Source organism: Streptomyces sp. NPDC048255, assembly GCF_040652415.1.
Taxonomy (GTDB): domain Bacteria; phylum Actinomycetota; class Actinomycetes; order Streptomycetales; family Streptomycetaceae; genus Streptomyces.
On record NZ_JBEZMA010000094.1, the window covers coordinates 1 to 18,852 of the forward strand.

General features: G+C 74.1%; 17 protein-coding genes and 1 pseudogene. 8 read left to right on the forward strand and 10 right to left on the reverse strand.

Annotated features, from left to right (window positions below; translation table 11 throughout):
• A pseudogene (locus AB0D94_RS36025) lies at positions 1 to 94 on the forward strand (phospholipase); the annotation flags it as partial.
• A gap of 38 nt (positions 95 to 132) precedes the next feature.
• Here the strand turns inward: AB0D94_RS36025 and AB0D94_RS36030 are convergent.
• Genes AB0D94_RS36030 through AB0D94_RS36040 form a run of 3 tightly spaced genes read right to left on the reverse strand, consistent with a single transcriptional unit; the run spans position 133 to position 3,020 of the window.
• The gene (locus AB0D94_RS36030) at positions 133 to 873 is read right to left on the reverse strand and encodes an SseB family protein (RefSeq protein ID WP_362061525.1); all 741 of its coding nucleotides are present in this window, start codon (positions 871 to 873) and stop codon (positions 133 to 135) included.
• Between the two features lie 21 nt (positions 874 to 894).
• The gene (mycP, locus tag AB0D94_RS36035) at positions 895 to 2,106 is read right to left on the reverse strand and encodes a type VII secretion-associated serine protease mycosin (RefSeq protein WP_362061528.1); all 1,212 of its coding nucleotides are present in this window, start codon (positions 2,104 to 2,106) and stop codon (positions 895 to 897) included.
• A complete protein-coding gene (locus tag AB0D94_RS36040; RefSeq protein ID WP_362061531.1) occupies positions 2,103 to 3,020 on the reverse strand; it encodes a hypothetical protein in 918 nt (305 codons plus the stop codon). The genes mycP and AB0D94_RS36040 overlap by 4 nt, the downstream gene beginning before the upstream one ends.
• Before the next feature lie 130 nt (positions 3,021 to 3,150).
• On the opposite strand from AB0D94_RS36040, the gene AB0D94_RS36045 reads away from it, so the two are divergent.
• On the forward strand, positions 3,151 to 4,353 hold the full coding sequence (locus AB0D94_RS36045; RefSeq protein WP_362061534.1) for an amino acid deaminase/aldolase: 1,203 nt from the start codon (positions 3,151 to 3,153) through the stop codon (positions 4,351 to 4,353).
• A 25-nt stretch (positions 4,354 to 4,378) separates the two neighbouring features.
• On the opposite strand, the gene AB0D94_RS36050 is transcribed toward AB0D94_RS36045, so the two are convergent.
• From AB0D94_RS36050 to AB0D94_RS36065, 4 genes are all read right to left on the reverse strand, one after another.
• Positions 4,379 to 5,659 carry a haloacid dehalogenase-like hydrolase gene (locus tag AB0D94_RS36050; protein ID WP_362061537.1) on the reverse strand — a complete coding sequence of 427 codons (1,281 nt, stop codon included), beginning with the start codon at positions 5,657 to 5,659 and terminating at the stop codon, positions 4,379 to 4,381.
• Between the two features lie 117 nt (positions 5,660 to 5,776).
• Complete coding sequence (locus AB0D94_RS36055; protein ID WP_362061540.1) at positions 5,777 to 6,562, reverse strand: 3-oxoacyl-ACP reductase; 786 nt, start codon at positions 6,560 to 6,562, stop codon at positions 5,777 to 5,779.
• A 3-nt stretch (positions 6,563 to 6,565) separates the two neighbouring features.
• Positions 6,566 to 7,912 (reverse strand): aldehyde dehydrogenase family protein, encoded by a 1,347-nt coding sequence (locus tag AB0D94_RS36060; protein WP_362061570.1) that lies wholly within the window; start codon positions 7,910 to 7,912, stop codon positions 6,566 to 6,568.
• Between the two features lie 71 nt (positions 7,913 to 7,983).
• Positions 7,984 to 9,348 (reverse strand): glutamine synthetase family protein, encoded by a 1,365-nt coding sequence (locus AB0D94_RS36065; protein ID WP_362061543.1) that lies wholly within the window; start codon positions 9,346 to 9,348, stop codon positions 7,984 to 7,986.
• A 77-nt stretch (positions 9,349 to 9,425) separates the two neighbouring features.
• Between AB0D94_RS36065 and AB0D94_RS36070 the strand changes: the two genes are divergently transcribed.
• The 3 genes from AB0D94_RS36070 (at position 9,426) to AB0D94_RS36080 (ending at position 12,620) form a co-directional block, all read left to right on the forward strand.
• Positions 9,426 to 10,172: an FCD domain-containing protein gene (locus AB0D94_RS36070; RefSeq protein ID WP_362061546.1), complete on the forward strand. Its 747-nt coding sequence runs from the start codon at positions 9,426 to 9,428 to the stop codon at positions 10,170 to 10,172.
• Between the two features lie 196 nt (positions 10,173 to 10,368).
• Positions 10,369 to 11,844: an ethanolamine permease gene (eat, locus tag AB0D94_RS36075; protein WP_362061549.1), complete on the forward strand. Its 1,476-nt coding sequence runs from the start codon at positions 10,369 to 10,371 to the stop codon at positions 11,842 to 11,844.
• A gap of 47 nt (positions 11,845 to 11,891) precedes the next feature.
• Positions 11,892 to 12,620, forward strand: a complete 729-nt coding sequence (locus tag AB0D94_RS36080) for a gamma-glutamyl-gamma-aminobutyrate hydrolase family protein (RefSeq protein ID WP_362061552.1) — start codon at positions 11,892 to 11,894, stop codon at positions 12,618 to 12,620.
• A 327-nt stretch (positions 12,621 to 12,947) separates the two neighbouring features.
• On the opposite strand, the gene AB0D94_RS36085 is transcribed toward AB0D94_RS36080, so the two are convergent.
• Positions 12,948 to 13,871: a LysR family transcriptional regulator gene (locus AB0D94_RS36085; RefSeq protein ID WP_362061555.1), complete on the reverse strand. Its 924-nt coding sequence runs from the start codon at positions 13,869 to 13,871 to the stop codon at positions 12,948 to 12,950.
• A 70-nt stretch (positions 13,872 to 13,941) separates the two neighbouring features.
• Here AB0D94_RS36085 and AB0D94_RS36090 point away from each other — a divergent pair, with 70 nt between their 5' ends.
• On the forward strand, positions 13,942 to 15,066 hold the full coding sequence (locus AB0D94_RS36090) for a TDT family transporter (protein WP_362061558.1): 1,125 nt from the start codon (positions 13,942 to 13,944) through the stop codon (positions 15,064 to 15,066).
• Positions 15,067 to 15,272: 206 nt separating this feature from the next.
• Here AB0D94_RS36090 and AB0D94_RS36095 read toward each other — a convergent pair whose 3' ends face one another.
• Positions 15,273 to 16,001 carry a helical backbone metal receptor gene (locus AB0D94_RS36095; RefSeq protein WP_362061561.1) on the reverse strand — a complete coding sequence of 243 codons (729 nt, stop codon included), beginning with the start codon at positions 15,999 to 16,001 and terminating at the stop codon, positions 15,273 to 15,275.
• Entirely contained in the window at positions 15,998 to 16,654 is a 657-nt protein-coding gene (locus AB0D94_RS36100; RefSeq protein WP_362061564.1) for an XRE family transcriptional regulator, read from the reverse strand. The genes AB0D94_RS36095 and AB0D94_RS36100 overlap by 4 nt, the downstream gene beginning before the upstream one ends.
• A 230-nt stretch (positions 16,655 to 16,884) precedes the next feature.
• Here AB0D94_RS36100 and AB0D94_RS36105 point away from each other — a divergent pair, with 230 nt between their 5' ends.
• Positions 16,885 to 17,790 carry a 5'-3' exonuclease gene (locus AB0D94_RS36105; RefSeq protein WP_362061573.1) on the forward strand — a complete coding sequence of 302 codons (906 nt, stop codon included), beginning with the start codon at positions 16,885 to 16,887 and terminating at the stop codon, positions 17,788 to 17,790.
• 49 nt (positions 17,791 to 17,839) lie between these two features.
• Positions 17,840 to 18,685 (forward strand): siderophore-interacting protein, encoded by an 846-nt coding sequence (locus tag AB0D94_RS36110; RefSeq protein WP_362061567.1) that lies wholly within the window; start codon positions 17,840 to 17,842, stop codon positions 18,683 to 18,685.
• Positions 18,686 to 18,852: the final 167 nt, after the last annotated feature.

Genomic DNA, 18,852 nt, shown 5'->3' on the forward strand with positions numbered 1-18,852 from the left:
CTACATGCCGCCGCGCTGGAACTCCGACCGCCTCAACCCGCAGGTGCACGGTTTCGTCGACGGCGGGGAAATGGCCGGCCGGACCGGGCTCGGCAACGCTGCTCCCGGGCGGCAGGCCCCTTCTCCGTGCCGTCAGCGGCTGAAGAGCGGCTCACCGGGCGGGGCCGGGGCGTCCGCCGGGAGCAGCGCCAGGTCCAGTCCGCGGACCAGCCGGGCGCGCAGGGTCGCGTCCGCCGCCAGTGCCTCGGCGACCCGGCGGGCCGCCGCGGGGGCCTGGGGGCCGGCGGCGAGCACGATCGCCAGGGTGCCGTCGGAGTCCGCGCCGCCCGGGCCCAGGTGGGCTCGGAGCACCTCCGGCTCGGCGGACACGGCGGCCCGTACGGCTTCCCGTACGGCGGGGTCGGCGAGCGGGCCCGCCTCGGTGCGGCCCTCGGCCAGCGCGAGCAGCGCGGAACCGGTGAGCTGGTAGGAGACCGGGCCGGCCAGGTCCAGGACCACGGTGTCGGCCTTCTCGTGCGCGGCGGCCGCGAGGGCCTGGTGCAGCGGGACGGCGACCGGCCGGGCAGCGGGGTCCCAGCGGGCGAGCGAGGCGATCGAGGTGAAGGCGGGCAGCGCCCGCCGGTCCCCGGCCCGCAGGGTGGGGACGGCCATGTCGCTGGTCTTCTCGCGCTTCAGGCCCGTCTCCGGGTCGGTCTCGACCTCGCCGAGGACGGCGACGACCGGGACCAGCAGGCGGGCGTCCTTGAGGGCCGCCAGCACCTCCGGCTCGTGCGACCGGTCCTCGGCCCAGGCGGCCAGCGCCGCGCTCAGCCGCGGATCGGCGGAGCCGTCGTCGTCGGAGAAGCCGGGGTCGGGAATGTTCTTGTTCGCCATGTTCGCCACAGTTACCCGACCCTACTGTGCCGCGTACGGGTCCCCGTACGCGGCCGCCCCCCGGTCCCGGTGGCGGGCAGCGCGGGGCCGCCGGGCCAGTACGCCGGCCAGGACGAGCAGCGCCGCCCCCGCGGCCGCGGCCGCCGTGGCCTCCAGCCGGGCGCCCCGCTCCGGGGGCCGGGCCGGCTCGGGTCCGGGGCCGAAGTAGGGCTGACCGGCCGCCGCGGGCGCGGGCACCGGGGCCTCGGGCCGCACGGCCTCGGCGACCTGGAGCGCGGCGGCGGGGTCCACCGTCCCGTGGCCGCGGGCGTCGTCGCGGCCGCCGCCGGGCCGGTCGGAGGCGGTGTCCTCCAACAGCTTCTTGATCTGTGCCGGGGACAGGTCCGGGTGGGCCGCCTTGACCAGGGCCACGGCGCCGGAGACGAAGGCCGCGGCGGCGCTCGTGCCCCAGCCCTCGTAGTAGGAGCGGTCGGGGTCGGCGATGACCACGTCGACTCCGGGGGCGCTGACGGTGGCGTACCAGTTGCGGGTGGAGAAGGCGGCCTTCCGGCCGCGGCGGTCGACGGCGGTGACCGCGATGACGCCGGGGTAGGCGGCCGGGTAGGAGACGCGGTCGCCCGTCTCGCCGCCGTTGCCCGCGGAGGCGACGACGACCACTCCCTTGGCCAGGGCGTACTGGACGGCCTCGTCCTCCCCGGCCTCGTGGTGGGCGGAGTCGCTGTCGTCGCCCAGGGACAGGTTGATCACGTCGGCGCCGTGGTCGGCGGCCCAGCGGATGCCCTCGGCGAGGGCGCCGCCCTTGTTCTCCCGGGCCTGGGCCCGCCCCGGGTCGCCCTCCTCCAGGATCACCCGCACCGGCAGGATCTTCGCCTGCGGGGCGAGGCCGAGGACGCCCTGGCCGCGGTTGGGCCCGTGGCCGTGTCCGGCGATGATGCCGGCCATGGCGGTGCCGTGGCGGGCCCAGGCCCGGTCCCCGCGGCCCGCGCCCATGCCCACGAGGTCCGTGCCGTCCAGGACCTGCCCGGCGAGGTCGGGGTGGGTGGGATCGACCCCGGTGTCGAGAACGGCGACGGTGACGCCGTCGCCCCGGGTGGTGCCCCAGGCCTCCTCGGCGCGCAGGGCCAGCAGGCCCCACTGGCGGTCGCGGATGGCGTCGGCGGCTGCCGGGGGCGCGGCGGTGCCCGCGAGGAGGACGGCGAGGGCGAGGACCAGCGCCCCCCGGGCTCTGCTCATCGGGCGGGCTCCGGGGCGGTCGCGGCCTGCTCGGCCGGGGCCCGCGTCGTCTGGGCCTGCGTCGTCGCGGCCTGCTCGGCCGGGGCCTGACCGGCCGGGGCCTGACCGGCCGGGGCCTGACCGGCCGGGGTCTGACCGGCCGGCGTCGGCGCGGGCGGGGCGGCGAGAGTCCGGACCGTGCCCCGTATGCGGTCGGCGAGGGCCTTGGCCTCGTGGCCGAGGCCCGCCTGGGCCACGGCTCCGGTGGCGTCCTTCTTCATCACTTCCTCGGCGGGGCGGGGCGCGTCCAGGTGGCGGCCGTCGGCGAAGGCGGAGACCGCGTAGACGACGACGGGGGCCTCGGGGAGCACGGACGCGTCCCAGGCCGCGCGCTGGGTGTCGGCGAACCCGTACGCGGGCGGGGCGGTGAGCCGGCCGGTGAGCGCGGCCATCGCGGGGGCGTCGGCGGGGGTGAAGACCATGCCGACGGTGATCAGGGAACTGCGGGTGGCGTCGGTGTAGGTGGCGCGCAGGACCCGCGTACAGCCGGTGGCGGCCAGCAGGCCCTGCCAGTCGGCGGCGAGCGCGGCCGGGCAGTCCGCGTCGGGGGCCAGGGCGATCCGGGTCCAGGTCCGGTCGGCGCCCCCGGGCCCGGCCGCGGGGCCCGCCACCACGGGCGGGAAGAGGCCGTCCACCGGGGCGGCCCGCCACAGCGAACCGGCCTTGCGGTAGACGGCGTCGGCGGACAACGGGCGCTGCGCGGCGCGGTGTTCGGCCCAGGTGGTGGCGGCGGCCCCGCCGGCCAGGCCCGCCCCGAGCAGGGCGCAGAGCACGGCGGCGAAGACCCGTCCGGGGTGGCGGCGCGGGCGCGGATGCGGAGGTGGCAGCGGGCCGGGATCGCCCAGGACCGCTGTCCGCGGTGTCGACGTGGTCATCCGGCGGCTCCGCCCCCCGTTCCGTACGGCTGCCTGCCCGTACTCTACGGTCCTCCGGGCCCCGGGCCGACCCGCAGGCGCCGGGCGCGACCCCTACCCACGGGTAGAGCGGTCTGGCAAGCTGCCGCCCATGAATTCCCCCGCCGCCGACCGCGCCCGGTACGACCGGGCGACCGCGCACCTCGACGCGCCCCTGGCCGTCGTCGACCTGGAGGCGTTCGACGCCAACGCCGACGATCTCGTGCGGCGGGCCGGCGGGAAGCCCCTGCGGGTCGCCAGCAAGTCCGTCCGGTGCCGCGCGCTCCTGGAACGGGTCCTGGCGCGGCCCGGATTCGCCGGGATCATGTCGTACACCCTCGCCGAGTCGCTGTGGCTGGCCCGTTCCGGTTTCGAGGACGTCCTGCTGGCCTATCCGTCCGCCGACCGGGGCGGTTTCGCCGAGCTCGCCGCGGATCCCAAGCTCGCCGCCGCCGTCACGGTCATGATCGACGATCCGGCCCAGCTGGAGCTCGTCGACCGGGCCCGGGACGGCGGCACGCAGGAGGTGAGGGTCTGCCTGGAGCTGGACACCGCGCTGCACCTGTTCGGCGGGCGGGTCCGGGTCGGCGCCCGCCGCTCCCCGCTGCGCGAGCCCGCCCAACTGGCGTCCCTGGCCCGTACGGTCGCCGCCCGGCCCGGCTTCCGGGTGGTGGGGCTGATGGGGTACGAGGGCCATGTCGCCGGGGTCGGGGACGCGCTGGCGGGCCGGCCGCTGCGCTCCCGGGCCATCCGGCTCATGCAGGGCGCGGCCCGCAAGGAGCTGGCCGCCCGCCGCGCCGAGGCCGTACGGGCCGTACGCGCGGTCGTGCCGGACCTGGAGTTCGTCAACGGCGGCGGGACCGGCAGCGTGCAGCAGACGGCCGCGGAGGACGCGGTCACCGAGATCGCCGCCGGGTCCGGGCTGTACGTGCCGCGGCTGTTCGACAACTACACCTCGTTCCGTGGGCGGCCGGCCGCGCTCTTCGCGCAGCCCGTGGTCCGGCGTCCCGGCGTCGGCGTGGTCACCGTGCTCGGCGGCGGCTATCCCGCCTCGGGCGCGGCCGGGGCGGACCGGCTGCCGGTGCCGTACCTGCCGCAAGGCCTGCGATACGACCCCCAGGAGGGCGCGGGCGAGGTGCAGACCCCGCTGCTGGGGAGCCCGGCCGACGACCTGCTGATCGGCGACCGGGTCTGGTTCCGCCACGCCAAGGCGGGCGAACTGTGCGAGCGGTTCGACGCGTTGCACCTGGTCGAGGGCGACCGGGTGACGGCCACCGTCCCGACGTACCGGGGCGAGGGCCGCACCTTCCTCTGAGCGGTGTCCGGTCGGAGGCGGTCCGTCAGAAGACGCTGTCCGTCTGGTCGGGGATGACGCTCGTGTCGCCCCGGCGGACGGGGCCGGCGGTCCCGTCGTGGTCCACGTAGCCCGTCGTGGAGCACGGGTAGGGGCCGCTCTTCTGCTTCTTCGGCTCGATGAACATCGGGTTCACGATCCACTTGCCGTCGCTGTTGTCGTAGGCCCGGCACATCAGCTCGTTCTTGTTCCGGTTCACGACGAGCCGCAGCGCGGTCGCGTCGCGCAGGAACGAGATGTCCGTGTCGGAGTCGCCCGCGGCGAACACCTGGCGGCGGGCGGCGGGCTGGACCTTCTCGGCCGCGGCGCCCCGGACGCCGAATATCTCCTGGTTGATCCAGCAGCGCTTGCCGTCGATGTACGTGATCATCGTGTCGGCGCCGTCCTTCACCGATCCGCAGCCCTGCAGGCGGGAGGTGAACTTCCCGCCGTACGTGGTGGTGTTGCGGATGCCGATGACGCGGTCCGCGCCGATGCCGGCGCCCTCCGCCCACACCTCCACGACCGGCTGCGGCGAGGCCGAGCTGATCCAGACGTCGAAGCCGGCCTTCTGCAGGCTCTTGACCAGGTCCTTCTGCTGGTCGTAGTAGCGGACCCAGCCGGTGGCGGTGCCGCTGCCGACCCGCTGCGCGGTCCCGACGGGCGCGGCCAGGTTCTCGGTGCGGGCGGCGGCTGCGAAGCCGCGTACCTCGCGGGCGGTCCACCCCTGCATCAGCTGCGGGAGCCAGGCGTAGCCGGGTTCGTTCGTACGGCGGTCCCAGCCGGCGAAGGCGGCTGCCCCGCCCTTGGTGGCTCCGGTCGCGTACACCGCGTGGATCTCGTCGGCGCAGCGGTCGCCCCCTGCCGTACCGGTGCCGGTGGGCAGCGGGGCACCGGGGCGGGCGAGGGCGCCGCAGGCCCCGGCCAGCGCCGTGGTGGCGGCCGGGGTGAGGAAGCGGCTGGTGGTGGACCAGTCACCGGCGGGGGGCTGGCGGATCTTCCCGTTGCGCAGCAGCCAGAACATCGTGGCGTCGCCGACGTCGTTCTTGACGACGGTGTTGTCCCAGTCGAAGACGGCGACGGGCTTGGCGCGACCGGCCCGGTACGGGTTGCAGCGGCCGTAGTGGTCGATGAGCTGCTGGAGCCGCGCCCGGTTGTCCCCGTACCAGCCGGGTCCGACGGTCACCCGGGGGCAGTCGCCCTGGCCCGCCTGGGCCGGGGGCGCGAGGAGGAGTCCGGAGCCGGTGACCGCTATGAGGGCGAGGGGGGCCGCCCATCTTCTCTGCATGCTGCTCCTCCGGGGAATCGGGAGAGGGGGGACGGGAAGGCGGAGGGGGAAGGGGGACAGCCGGGCACCTTGCGGCGCCCGGCTGGCGTGGGGGGTCGTGCAGCTGGCGGGCGGGGCCTACAGCGGGGTCACGTACGCGCCGGAGATGCCGCCGTCTACGAGGAAGTCGGTGGCGTTGATGAAGGAGGAGTCGTCGCTGGCGAGGAAGGCGACGGCGGCGGCGATCTCGGTGGGCTCGGCGAACCGGCCCAGCGGGATGTGCACGAGGCGGCGGGCGGCGCGCTCGGGGTCCTTGGCGAACAGCTCTTGCAGGAGCGGGGTGTTGACGGGCCCGGGGCACAGGGCGTTCACGCGGATGCCCTCGCGGGCGAACTGCACGCCGAGCTCGCGGGACATGGCGAGGACGCCGCCCTTGGAGGCGGTGTAGGAGATCTGGGAGGTGGCGGCGCCCATGATGGCCACGAAGGACGCGGTGTTGATGATGGAGCCCCGGCCCTGGCGCTGCATGTAGGGCAGGGCGGCCTTGCAGCACAGGTAGACGGAGGTGAGGTTGACGTCCTGCACGCGGCGCCAGGCATCGAGTTCGGTGGTGAGGATCGAGTCGTCGTCCGGGGGTGAGATGCCCGCGTTGTTGAAGGCGATGTCGACGGAGCCGTAGGTGTCGAAGGCCGTTTTGAACAGGGCGTCGACCTGTTCCTTGTCGGTGACGTCCACCTTGACGAAGGTGCCGCCGACCTCTTCGGCGGCTGCCTTGCCGGCCGTCTCGTCGATGTCCGCGCAGACCACACTGGCGCCTTCGGAGGCGAGGCGGCGGGCGGTGGCGAGGCCGATGCCGCTGCCGGCTCCGGTGATGACGGCGGTGCGGCCGACCAGGCGGCGGCAGATGATCTCTTCTGTGGACATGGTTCAGGCCTCCGTGCTGATGAAGACGTTCTTGGTCTCGGTGAAAGCGGTGAGGGCGTCGGGTCCGAGCTCGCGGCCGAGCCCGGACTGCTTGTAGCCGCCGAAGGGGGTCCAGTAGCGGACGCTGCTGTGGGAGTTGACGGACAGGTTCCCGGCGGCGACGGCGCGCGAGACGCGCAGCGCGCGGCCGATGTCGCGGGTCCAGAGGGAGCCGGACAGTCCGTACTCGGTCGCGTTGGCCAGGCGTACGGCGTCCTCCTCGTCCTCGAAGGGCAGGACGACGGCGACGGGGCCGAATACCTCCTCGGCGGCCACGGGCGCGGTGGGGGCCACACCGGTGACGAGGGTCGGCGGGTACCAGAAGCCGGGGCCCTCGGGGGCGGAGCCGCGGATCGCCGTCAGGTCGTCGGTGACGTAGGACCGTACGCGGTCCAGCTGGGTCCGCGAGATCAGCGGGCCCATCTGGGTCTTCTCGTCGGACGGGTCCCCCACGACGACGCCCTCGATGCCCGGGGCGAGCAGTTCCAGGAAGCGGTCGTACGCCGACCTCTGTACGAGGATCCGGGTGCGGGCGCAGCAGTCCTGGCCGGTGTTGTCGAGGAAGGCCATGGGGGCGGCCGCGGCGGCCGCTTCCAGGTCCGCGTCCGCGAAGACGATGTTGGGGCTCTTGCCGCCCAGTTCGAGGGTGACCCGCTTCACCCGGTCCGCGCACTTGGCCATGATCTGCTTGCCGACGCGGGTGGAGCCGGTGAAGACGATCTTGGCCACGCCGGGGTGCTCGACCAGCGCGTCGCCCGCCACCGCCCCGTGGCCGGGGAGCACCTGGAAGAGGTGCTCGGGGATCCCGGCTTCGAGGGCGAGTTCGGCGAGGCGCAGCGCGGTGAGCGGGGTGGTCTCGGCGGGCTTGAGGATGACGGCGTTGCCGGCGGCCAGGGCGGGGGCGAGGCCCCAGGCGGCGATCGGCATGGGGAAGTTCCAGGGGGCGATCACGCCGATGACGCCGAGGGGTTCGAGGAAGGTGACGTCGATGCCGCCCGCGACGGGGATCTGGCGGCCGGAGAGCCGTTCCACTCCCCCGGCGGCGAATTCGAGCAGGTCGCGGACGTTGCCCGCTTCCCAGCGGGCGTTGCCGATGGTGTGGCCGGCTTCGCGGACCTCCAGCCCGGCCAGTTCCTCGACGTGCCCGTCGACGACCGCGGCGAAGCGGCGCAGCAGCCGGGCGCGGTCGGCGGGGGCCGCGGCGGCCCAGCCGCGCTGGGCGGCGGCGGCACGGGCCACGGCGGCGTCGACATCGTCCCGTGTGGCGGCCGGGACGATGGCGACGGTTTCCTCGGTGGCCGGATTCAACACCTCTAGGTTGAGAGGGGCCAGCACATCGGACACGTGGTGCCTCACAGACTTTCGGGGTTCGGGTCGGCGGACTACAGGCGTTCGAAGGAGCGGCGCAGCTCCCAGTCGGTGACCGCGGAGTCGTACGCGTCGAGTTCCACGCGGGCCATGTTCCGGTAGTGGGCGACCACCTCGGGGCCGAAGGCCGCCTTGGCGATCTCGCTGTTCTCCCAGAGCTCCGCGGCCTCGCGCAGGGTGCTCGGGACGTGCGCGTACTCGCCGGTGTAGGCGTTTCCCGCGCAGACCTCCGGGAGTTCCAGCTGGTTCTCGACCCCGTAGAGCCCGGCCGCGACGAGGCCGGCCACGGCGAGGTACGGGTTGACGTCACCGCCGGGGAGGCGGTTCTCGAAGCGCATGGAACGGCCGTGGCCGACCACCCGGAGCGCGCAGGTCCGGTTGTCCACGCCCCAGGCGACGGCCGTCGGGGCGAAGGATCCGGGCCGGAAACGCTTGTACGAATTGATGTTGGGGGCGTAGAGAAGGGAGAAGTCGCGCAGCGCGGCCAGCTGACCCGCCAGGAAGTGCCGCATCACCGGTGACATGCCGCCCGGGCCGTCACCGGCCATCGCATTGCGTCCGTCGGCGTCGCCCAGGGAGAGGTGGATGTGGCAGGAGTTGCCCTCGCGCTCGTCGTACTTGGCCATGAAGGTGAGCGAGACGCCTTCCTGGGAGGCGATCTCCTTGGCCCCCGTCTTGTAGACGGCGTGCTGGTCGCAGGTGGTGAGCGCCTCGTCGTAGCGGAAGGCGATCTCGTGCTGGCCGAGGTTGCACTCGCCCTTCGCCGACTCGACGACCAGGCCCGCGGCCTGCATCTCGTTGCGGATCCGGCGCAGCAGGGGCTCGATGCGGCCGGTCCCGAGGACGGAGTAGTCGATGTTGTACTGGTTGGCGGGGGTGAGTCCGCGGTAGTCGGCGTTCCAGGCCTGCTCATAGGTGTCCTGGAAGACCATGAACTCCAGCTCGGTGCCGACCATCGCGGTGTACCCGTGCTCGGCGAGCCGCTCCAGCTGGCGGCGCAGGATCTGCCGGGGCGCGGCGACGACGGGCGAGCCGTCGTTCCAGGCGAGGTCGGCGAGGAGGAAGGCGCTGCCGGGGTTCCAGGGGATGCGGCGCAGGGTGGCGGGGTCGGGGCGCATGGCGAAGTCGCCGTAGCCCCGGTCCCAGGAGGACATCTCGTACCCGTCGACCGTGTTCATGTCGGTGTCGACGGCGAGGAGGTAGTTGCAGCCCTCGGTGCCGTGCTCCAGGACCTCGTCCAGGAAGAACTGTGCGGCGAACCGCTTGCCCTGGAGGCGCCCCTGCATGTCGGGGAAGGCCAGGACGACTGTGTCGATCTCACCGCTGGCGACGAGGGCACGGAGCTCCTCTGTCGTCAGCGGCGGCTTGCGGTCTACCACGGGAATCTCTCCTTCGGTGAGCCGAGGAGGCCTAAGGTATTGAATAGAACCATTGCTTGGGAAGGGGAGGAGCCGAGATGACCGATACGGCGAGCGAAGGCGACGCCGTCGCACGGCTGAATCCCGTGCTGCGGCAGGTGCGGGCGGGCAACGGTTTCGAGGAGGCGCTGGAGCAGATCCTCCAGGTGGTCCGGCTGGGGCTGGTGCCGGGCGGGGAACGGCTGCCGCCCGAGCGCGAGTTGGCGGAGCGGATGGGGATCAGCCGGGTCACGCTGCGCGAGGTGCTGAAGGTCCTCCAGGACCAGGGCCTGGTGGAGTCCCGGCGCGGACGGTACGGAGGAACGTTCGTCCTGCCCCGCGCCGACACCCCGGCGGGCGGCGTCGAGGAGGAGCTGCGCCGGCGCGTCGCCGGGGTGGACATCGAGGACGTCCTGCGGTTCCGCGAGGTGCTGGAGGTGGGCGCGGCCGGGCTCTGCGCCTCCCAGGGGCTCACCGAGGAGGGCACCGCGCGGCTGCTCGGCGCACTGACGGCCACCCACGACGCCCCGCTCGCCGACTACCGCCGCCAGGACACCCTCTTCCACCTCACCCTGTGCGAACTGGCCGGCTCCGCCACCCTGACGGCCCAGTACGCGGCCGTCCGGGCCACCGTGAACGACCTGCTGGACTGCATCCCGCTGCTGGTGCGCAACCTGGAGCACTCGCAGCAGCAGCACACCGCCCTGGTGGAGGCGGTACGGGAGCAGGACGCGGCCCGGGCGCGGGAGACCATGCGCGAGCACTGCTGCGGCACGGCGGCGCTGCTGCGCGGCTTCCTGACCTGAGCGGGCCGGGGTGCGGCGGGGGCGGGCGTGCCGCCTACCCACCGCACCCCCGCCGCCTCCCCGCCGCCTCCCCGCCGCCTCCGACCGGGAGGCTTTCGTAACTTCTCTTTAACGCAGAGGTCTTGCGCACTCCACTCCACTGCGGCAAAGGTACGCCCCACAACCATTGCCCATTGCCCTGAGGCAGGAGCGCACGATGGCCGACGACATCGAGGCACGGCTGACAGCCGTGCCCGCACCCACCACGTCCCCCGAGGGCGGCGACGGCTCCGACGACTACCTGGAGCGCCGCACGCTCCGCCGCGGCAGCGCCGGCTGGCTGCTGCTCACCGGCCTCGGCGTCGCGTACGTCGTCTCCGGGGACTTCGCGGGCTGGAACGTGGGCCTGGAGAAGGGCGGCTTCGGCGGCCTCGCCATCGCCACCGTCCTGATGGGCGCGATGTACGCCTGCCTGGTGTTCTCCCTCGCGGAGCTGTCCAGCGTCCTGCCGACCGCGGGCGGCGGCTACGGCTTCGCCCGCCGGGCGCTGGGACCCTGGGGCGGCTTCCTCACCGGCACCGCCATCCTCATCGAGTACATCCTGGCTCCGGCCGCGATCGTCATCTTCATCGGCGACTACGTCGAGACCCTCGGCCTCTTCGGCCTGACCTCCAGCTGGCCCGTCTACCTCGGCTGCTTCGTCGTCTTCATCGGTGTCCACCTCTGGGGCGTCGGCGAAGCGCTCCGCTTCAGCCTCGTCGTCACCGCGATCGCCGTCGCCGCGCTGCTGATCTTCGCGGTGGGGGCCTTCACCGAGTTCGACGCCGGCGGTCTGAACGACATCCCGGTGGACGCGAGCGCCTTCGGCTCGAACTCCTGGCTGCCCCTGGGCTTGCTGGGCATCTGGGCCGCGTTCCCTTTCGGCATGTGGTTCTTCCTCGGGGTGGAGGGCGTACCGCTGGCGGCCGAGGAGGCCAAGGACCCGGTCCGCTCCATGCCGAAGGCGCTCGCCATCTCCATGGGCGTGCTCGCCCTGCTGGCGCTGATCACCTTCTTCGCGGCCACGGGCGCGCAGGGCGCGGACGCCGTCAAGGCCGGCAACCCGCTGATCCAGGCACTGGAGGGGGACGGCGGCCCCACCGCACTGAGCCGGTTCGTGAACTACGCCGGCCTGGCCGGCCTGGTGGCCTCCTTCTTCTCCCTCATCTACGCGGGCTCGCGCCAGCTCTTCGCGCTCTCCCGGGCCGGGTACCTGCCGCGCTTCCTGTCCCTGACCTCCCGGCGCAAGGCCCCGTACCTGGGCCTCGTCATCCCCGGCGCGATCGGCTTCACCCTCGCCGCGGCCACCGGCAACGGCGAGCGCATGCTCAACATGGCGGTGTTCGGCGCGACCATCTCCTACGCCCTGATGGCCCTCTCCCACATCGTGCTGCGCCGCCGGGAGCCGGACCTGGAGCGCCCGTACCGCACCCCCGGCGGAATCCTGACCTCCTCGGTGGCCTTCGTCCTCGCCCTGTCGGCCCTGGTCGCCACCTTCCTGGTGGACAAGGACGCGGCGTTCATCGCGCTGGCCGTGTACGCCGTCGCCCTCGCCTACTTCGCCTTCTACAGCCGGCACCGCCTCGTGGCCTCGGCACCCGAGGAGGAGTTCGCCGCCCTCGCGAAAGCCGAGGCGGAACTCTCGCGGGACTGAAATCCTGCTCCTGCCCGACCGCACCACCCGTCCCGGAGGTAAAGAACGTGCCCAGGCCGCTCATCGGCATCAGCACCTACGTGGAGGCGTCCACCCGCTACGGCGTGTGGGACCTCCCGACAGCCCTCGTTCCCGCGGGGTACTACGAACTCGTCCAGGCGGCGGGCGGCACGGCCGTGCTGCTCCCGCCGGACGAACCCGGGACAGCGGCGGAGGTGCTGAGCCGGCTGGACGGGCTGGTCCTGGCGGGCGGCCCCGACATGGACCCGGTCCACTACGGCGCCGCCCGCGACCCCCGTACGGGCGCCCCCGCGACCGTCCGCGACCACTGGGAACTCGCCCTGATCGCCGCCGCGCTGGAGACGGGCCTGCCGGCGCTCGGCGTCTGCCGGGGCATGCAGGCCCTGAACGTGGCCCTGGGCGGCACCCTGACCCAGCACCTCGACGGGCACATGGACGTACCCGGCACCATGTCCTGGCACCCGGTCCGCCCGGTCCCCGGCACCCGGTACGCGGCGCTGGTCCCCGAGGAGGCCGAGGTCCCGACCTACCACCACCAGGCCGTCGACCGACTGGGCCACGGCCTGACCGCCTCGGCCCACGCCGCCGACGGCACGGTGGAGGCCATCGAACTCACCGACCCCGCACACTGGTTCCTGGGCGTCCAATGGCACCCGGAACGGGACAAGGACACCCGCGTGATGTCCGCCCTGATCGACGAGGCCACCACCCGCATGGCCCTACGGGTCCCCCGTCCCGCCCCCGCGGGCATGTAAGCCGCGGAGCCCGGAGCCGGCCCGATCCAGCCCCGCCGGCGTTTGAGGCGCGGGGGCCGGGGGGCAGCGCCCCCGAATCCAGCCCCGCCGGCCCAATCCAGCCCCGCCGGCATTTGAGGCGCGGGGTCCGGGGCGGAGCCCCGGCACCAGCGTCGCACCCGACCCCCGTCAGCGGCCAGACCAGGCCAGACCAGGCCCAGGCAACGGCCGCCCTGGCGGAGCCCCGGCGACGGCGTCGCACCCGACCCCCGCCAGCGGCCAGGCCAGGCCCGGCCCCAGGCAACGGCCCCGCACCCGGCAAAGAGCCCGCCCCGGCCCGGCCAGGGCCTACACCCGACCCCGAGTCAGCGACAGCAGATCCCGCGCCGGACCGGCCGGCCTCGCCCCCGTGGGCCAGACGGCCCGCAGCTCGCGGTCCAGCGCCGCCCCCGCCACCGGGACCGCGACGAGCCGGCGCGCGGCCAGCTCGTCCCCCACGGCCAGTTCCGACAGCACGCACGGCCCCGCGCCACTCAGCGCCGCCGCCTTCACGGCAGTGGTCGACGCCAGCTCCAGCAGCGGCTCGGCCAGCCCCCCGGCCCCCGCCAGCGCGGCGTCCAGCACCTGCCGGGTCCCCGACCCCCGCTCCCGCAGGATCAGTGGCGTGGAGGCCAGTTCCGCCGCGGCCACCCCGCGCGAGCGCCGGGCCCACGCGTGCCCCGGGGCCACCGCCACGACCAGCCGGTCCTGCGCGATGACGGCCGAGTCCAGCCCCTCGGGCACGGTCAGCCCCTCCACGAAGCCGAGGTCCGCCTCGTGCGACAGGACCCGCTGCGCGACCACCGCCGAGTTGCCCGCGTGCAGCGACACCGCCGTGTCCGGCCGCTGCCCGCGCAGGGCGATCAGCCAGCCGGGCAGCAGGTACTCCGCGATGGTCATGCTGGCGGCCACGCGCAGCCGCGAGTCGCGGCGTCCGCGTAGCGCCTGCGCCCCCGCGTCGAAGGCCTCCGCCGCCTCCACCACCTGCCGGGCCCAGTCCGTGACCAGCGCCCCTTCCGCGGTCAGCGTCGACCCGCGGGGCGACCGGTCGACCAGGGCCACGCCCAGCCGGGTCTCCATGGCCCGGATCCGGCTGCTCGCAGCGGGCTGGGTGATGCCCAGCCGCCGGGCCGCGCCGCTCAGGCTGCCCACCCGCGCCACCGCGAGCAGCAGTTCCAGCGCCCCCAGGTCGGGTACCCGGTGCGCCAGCGGAACCCACTCGTCATTGCCCATAACATCAGTTTATGGCCTCATAGGGAGATCACCTCTGCCGACCGGCCCGGCGCGGCAGGAGGCTGGGTCCATGGCCACCACCCTCGTGCGACCCCGCACCACCCCCGCCACCGAGACCGCGCCCCGCGCCCACAAGGCCCCCGCGCTGCGGAACCTCGGCCCCAACTGGTACGCCTCCGTCATGGGCACGGCGATCGTCGCCAACGCCGGCGCGACCCTCCCGTACCAGCTCCCCGGACAGCGCGTGGCCTGCCAGATCGTCTGGGCGCTGTCCGCGCTCGCCCTCGCCGTGCTGCTCACGGCCCGCGCCGGGCACTGGATCCACCACCGCGACCAGGCCCGCGCCCATCTCCTCGACCCCGCCGTGGCCCCGTTCTACGGCTGCCTCTCGATGGCCCTGCTGGCCGTCGGCGGCGGCACCCTCATCGTCGGCAAGGACCTGATCGGGACCGGCGCCGCCGTAGCCGTGGACACCGTGCTGTTCACCGCGGGCACCGCGATCGGCCTGGTCATGGCCGTGGCCGTGCCCTACCTGATGGTCGTCCGCCACAAGGTGGAGGCCAAGCAGGCCACCCCCGTCTGGCTGCTCCCCCTGGTCGCCCCGATGGTCTCCGCCGCCCTGGGCCCGCTGCTGATACCCCACCTGCCCGCGGGCCAGCCCCGCGAGGCGATGCTGCTCGCCTGCTACGCCATGTTCGGCATCAGCCTGCTCGCCACCCTGCTGATGCTCCCCCTGGTCTTCGGCCGGCTGCTCGTGAGCGGCCCCCTGCCCCTGGCCCTCACCCCGACCCTCTTCCTGGTCCTGGGCCCCCTGGGGCAGTCCACCACCGCCGTGAACCAGCTCGCCGACATGGCCCCCCAGTCCATCGGCGCCCCCTACGCGGGCGCGCTCGGCGCCTTCGCGGTCGTCTACGGGGTCCCCGTGATGGGCTTCGCCCTGCTGTGGCTGGCCCTGGCCGCGGCGATGCTGGTCCGGGCCGCCCGTAACGGCATGGGCTTCGCGATGACCTGGTGGGCGCTGACCTTCCCCGTCGGCACCTGCGTCACCGGCGCCGCGGGGCTGGCCCGCCACACCGGCCTGACCGCCCTGGCCTGGCTGGCCGCGGCCCTCTTCCTGGCCCTGCTGACCGCCTGGCTGCTCGCCGCGGCCCACACCCTCCGCGGCCTGTCCGACCGCAGCCTGCCCGCGCGCTAGTGCTGTGACCGGAAAGGTTCACCGGGTCGCGCCGCCCGGCACGGCACCTCGCCGCGTTGTCGGACCGCGCCGGTACGTCCAGTACGAGCCGCGCCCCTCCGCCTTGCGATGCACCGCACCGGACGACGCGACCCGGCAAACCTTTCCGGCCACAGCACCAGGGAACGTCTCACCGACCGCGACGACGGAGGGGTACGGGCAGCCCGTCAGGCCGCCGCCCGCAGGGCCTGCGCCAGGACCCGCGGGGCCTCGGCCAGCGAGGGCCCGTACCAGGTCAGGTGGCGGCCGCTGACCAGGGCGGCAGGCAGGCCGGGAAAGGCCTCCGGCCCGTCCTCGGCCATGAAGCGGTAGGGCTCGTCCGGGAGCACCACCAGGTCGCAGCCGGCGGCCGCGAGCTCCTCCACCGGCACCCGCGGATACCGCTCCGCGTGCCCGGCGTACGCGTTGCGCACCCCCAGCCGCGCCAGCAGGTCCCCGGCGAAGGTGTCCCGGCCGAGCACCATCCACGGCCGGCGCCATACGGGGACGAACGCGGTCACGGGCCCCACCGGCTCGGCCCGGTCCCACGCGCGCTCGGCGTCCGCCAGCCAGCCCGGCCTCTTCAGCCCCAGCGCCCCCACCAGGACCCGGTCCAGTTCCCGCACGGCCTGCGGGAGGTCCCGGATCTCGGTGACCAGCACCTCCACGCCCGCCGCGCGCAGCGCCGCCAGGTCCGGGGCCCGGTTCTCCTCCTCGTTGGCGATCACCAGGTCCGGGCGCAGCTCCACGATCCTCCGTACGTCGGGGTTCTTCGTCCCCCCGATCCGTACCGCGTCCCCGAGGTCCGCCGGGTGCGTGCACCAGTCCGTGACCCCGGCCAGCCACCCCGGGGCGCTCTCCGCCACCGCCTCGGTCAGGGACGGCACCAGCGAGACGACCCGCCGCACGCCGCTCACTGCCCGGGCGACGGCGGCTCGGACGTCGCGTGGATGTGGTCCCCGACGGCGACGACCAGGAGCCGGGTGTCCTCGGTGACGGCCCGCCAGCGGTGGCGCACGCCGCCCGACAGGAACAGCGCGTCCCCGCTCTCCAGCCGGTACGCCCGCCCCTCCGCCTCCACCTGGCAGGCGCCCGAGACCACGTACATCAGCTCGTCGTTGCGGTGCTGGTACTCGCGGCCGGCGTCCTGGTCCCCGGTGAACTCCAGGGCGTGCAGCTGGTGGTGCCCGCGTACGAGGGGCCGTACGCCGGGGATGGGGGTGAGCCCGGACGCGTCGCCGGCCCGTACGAGGTCCACCGTGCGCGCGGTGTCGGACGCGGCCAGCAGCTCGACGGCCGTGGTCTCCAGCGCGTCCGCGACCCGCTCCAGGGACCTCATGCTGGGCCGGGCCCGCTCGTTCTCTATCTGGCTCAGGAAGGGAACCGACAGGCCGCTGCGTGCCGATACGGCCGCCAGGGTCAGGTGGAGCGCGCGGCGCCGCTTGCGAACGGCCACGCCGACCCGGAGCGGCTCCTTCGCGTCCTTGTCCTTGTCCTTGTCCGTGCTCTTGCTCTTGTCGTGCTCGCGGTCCAAGTCGTTCGGGCCGTCCGTGCCGTCCCTGTCGTTCATGTCGGGGCTGCCCTCCCCTTGTCCGTCGCACATCGGTGTGCTGTAAGCACCTTACGCAGCAACCGCCCCCGGTATCGCGCGCACGAGTGCACCGGTCCGCCGGAGGTGCCTTCGCGCGTACGTGCGCTCACCGTCCGTGGTCAGGCGCGGCGGCCCTGACGGGCGGTTCCGCGGCGGACGGTCCCGCGCCGCGTTGCGGCATCATCGTCTCCGTGACGACACGACGGCTGATGCTCCTGGACACCGCTTCCCTCTACTACCGCGCCTATTTCGGCGTGCCGGACTCGGTGAAGGCTCCCGACGGCACCCCGGTCAACGCCGTGCGCGGACTGCTCGACTTCATCGGACGGCTGGTCCAGGACCACCGCCCGGACGATCTGGTGGCGTGCATGGACGCCGACTGGCGGCCGCACTGGCGGGTGGAGCTGATCCCCTCCTACAAGGCGCACCGGGTCGCGGTGGAGACCGAGACCGGGCCGGACGTGGAGGAGACCCCCGACACCCTCGCCCCGCAGGTGCCGATCATCGAGACGGCGCTGGACGCCTTCGGCATCGCCCGCGTGGGAGTCGCCGGCTACGAGGCGGACGACGTGATCGGCACGCTCACCGCCCGCGCGACCGGCCCCGTGGACATCGTCACCGGCGACCGGGACCTGTACCAGCTGGTGGACGACGCCCGGCAGCGGCGCGTGCTGTACCCGCTCAAGGGCGTGGGCAGCCTCCAGGTGACGGACGAGGCGTGGCTGCGCGAGAAGTACGGGGTGGACGGTCCCGGTTACGCGGACCTGGCGCTGCTGCGCGGGGACCCCAGCGACGGCCTGCCGGGCGTCCCGGGCATCGGCGAGAAGACCGCGGCCAAGCTCCTGGACACCTACGGAACGCTCGCCGGGATCGTCGCCGCGATCGACGACCCGAGGTCGAAGCTGACCCCCACCCAGCGCAGGCGTCTGCACGAGTCCCGGCCGTACCTGGCGGTGGCTCCGAAGGTGGTCCAGGTGGCCTCGGACGTCCCGTTGCCGCAGTTCGACCCGGCCCTTCCGACGTCCCCGGCGCAGCCCGAACTGGTGGCCGCCCTCACCCATCGGTGGGGCCTCGGTGGAGCCGTGTCGCGGCTGAGCAGCGCGCTGCACCCCTGAGGTGCTAACTTAGGTAATCCTAAGTTTCAGGGGAGTCAGGGGAGTAACCGTGGCAGAAGGACGCGCCCGCACTGTCGGCACCGCTGTCGTCGTACGCACCGAACGGCTTTCGCCGCACATGGTGCGGCTCGTGCTGGGCGGTGACGGTCTGGCGGGCTTCGGCGCGGGCGAGTTCACCGATCACTACATCAAGATCCTCTTTCCCCCGCAGGGCGTCACCTACCCCTCGCCGTGGAACCTGGAGCAGATCCGCGCCGACTTCCCGCGGGCGCAGTGGCCGCGCCAGCGCGCGTACACGGTCCGGGCCTGGGACCCGGCGCACCTGGAGCTGACCCTCGACTTCGTCGTCCACGGCGACGAGGGCGTGGCCGGCCCCTGGGCGGCGCGCGTCCAGCCGGGTGAACTCGTACGGTTCCTCGGTCCGGGCGGCGCCTACGCCCCGGACCCGGCGGCCGACTGGCACCTCCTGGTGGGCGACGAGAGCGCGCTGCCGGCGATCGCCGCGGCGATGGAGCGGATGCCGGCCGGTACGCGGGTCCACGCCTTCGTCGAGGTCGAGGGCCCCGCCGACGAGCTGAAGATCGTCACCGCGGACGGCACCGTGCCCGTCTGGATCCACCGCGGCGACCGCCCGGTCGGCGAGGCCCTGGTGGAGGCCGTCACCTCGCTGGAGTTCCCGTCCGAGGACGTGCACGCCTTCGTCCACGGCGAGGCGGGCTTCGTCAAGGAGCTCCGCCGCCACCTGCGCCTGGAGCGAGGCATCCCCCGCGAACACCTGTCGATCTCTGGCTACTGGCGCCTGGGCGAGACGGACGAGGGCTGGCGCGCGATCAAGCGCGACTGGAACGCCACGGTGGAAGCCGAACAGGAAGTCCACCACGAGGCCGCCGCGTAGCCTCCGGCAAGGTTGCATGGCCGGGTGCCCTGCGGGCGGCTAGGCGAAGCTGACGGCCCCGACCCCCGCCCAGGCTCCTGGGGCTCCGCCCCAGACCCCGCGCCTCAAACGCCGGCGGGGCTGGATCTGCCCTGGCTTTGCCCTGGCAGGGTGGGGTTCGGCTGCGC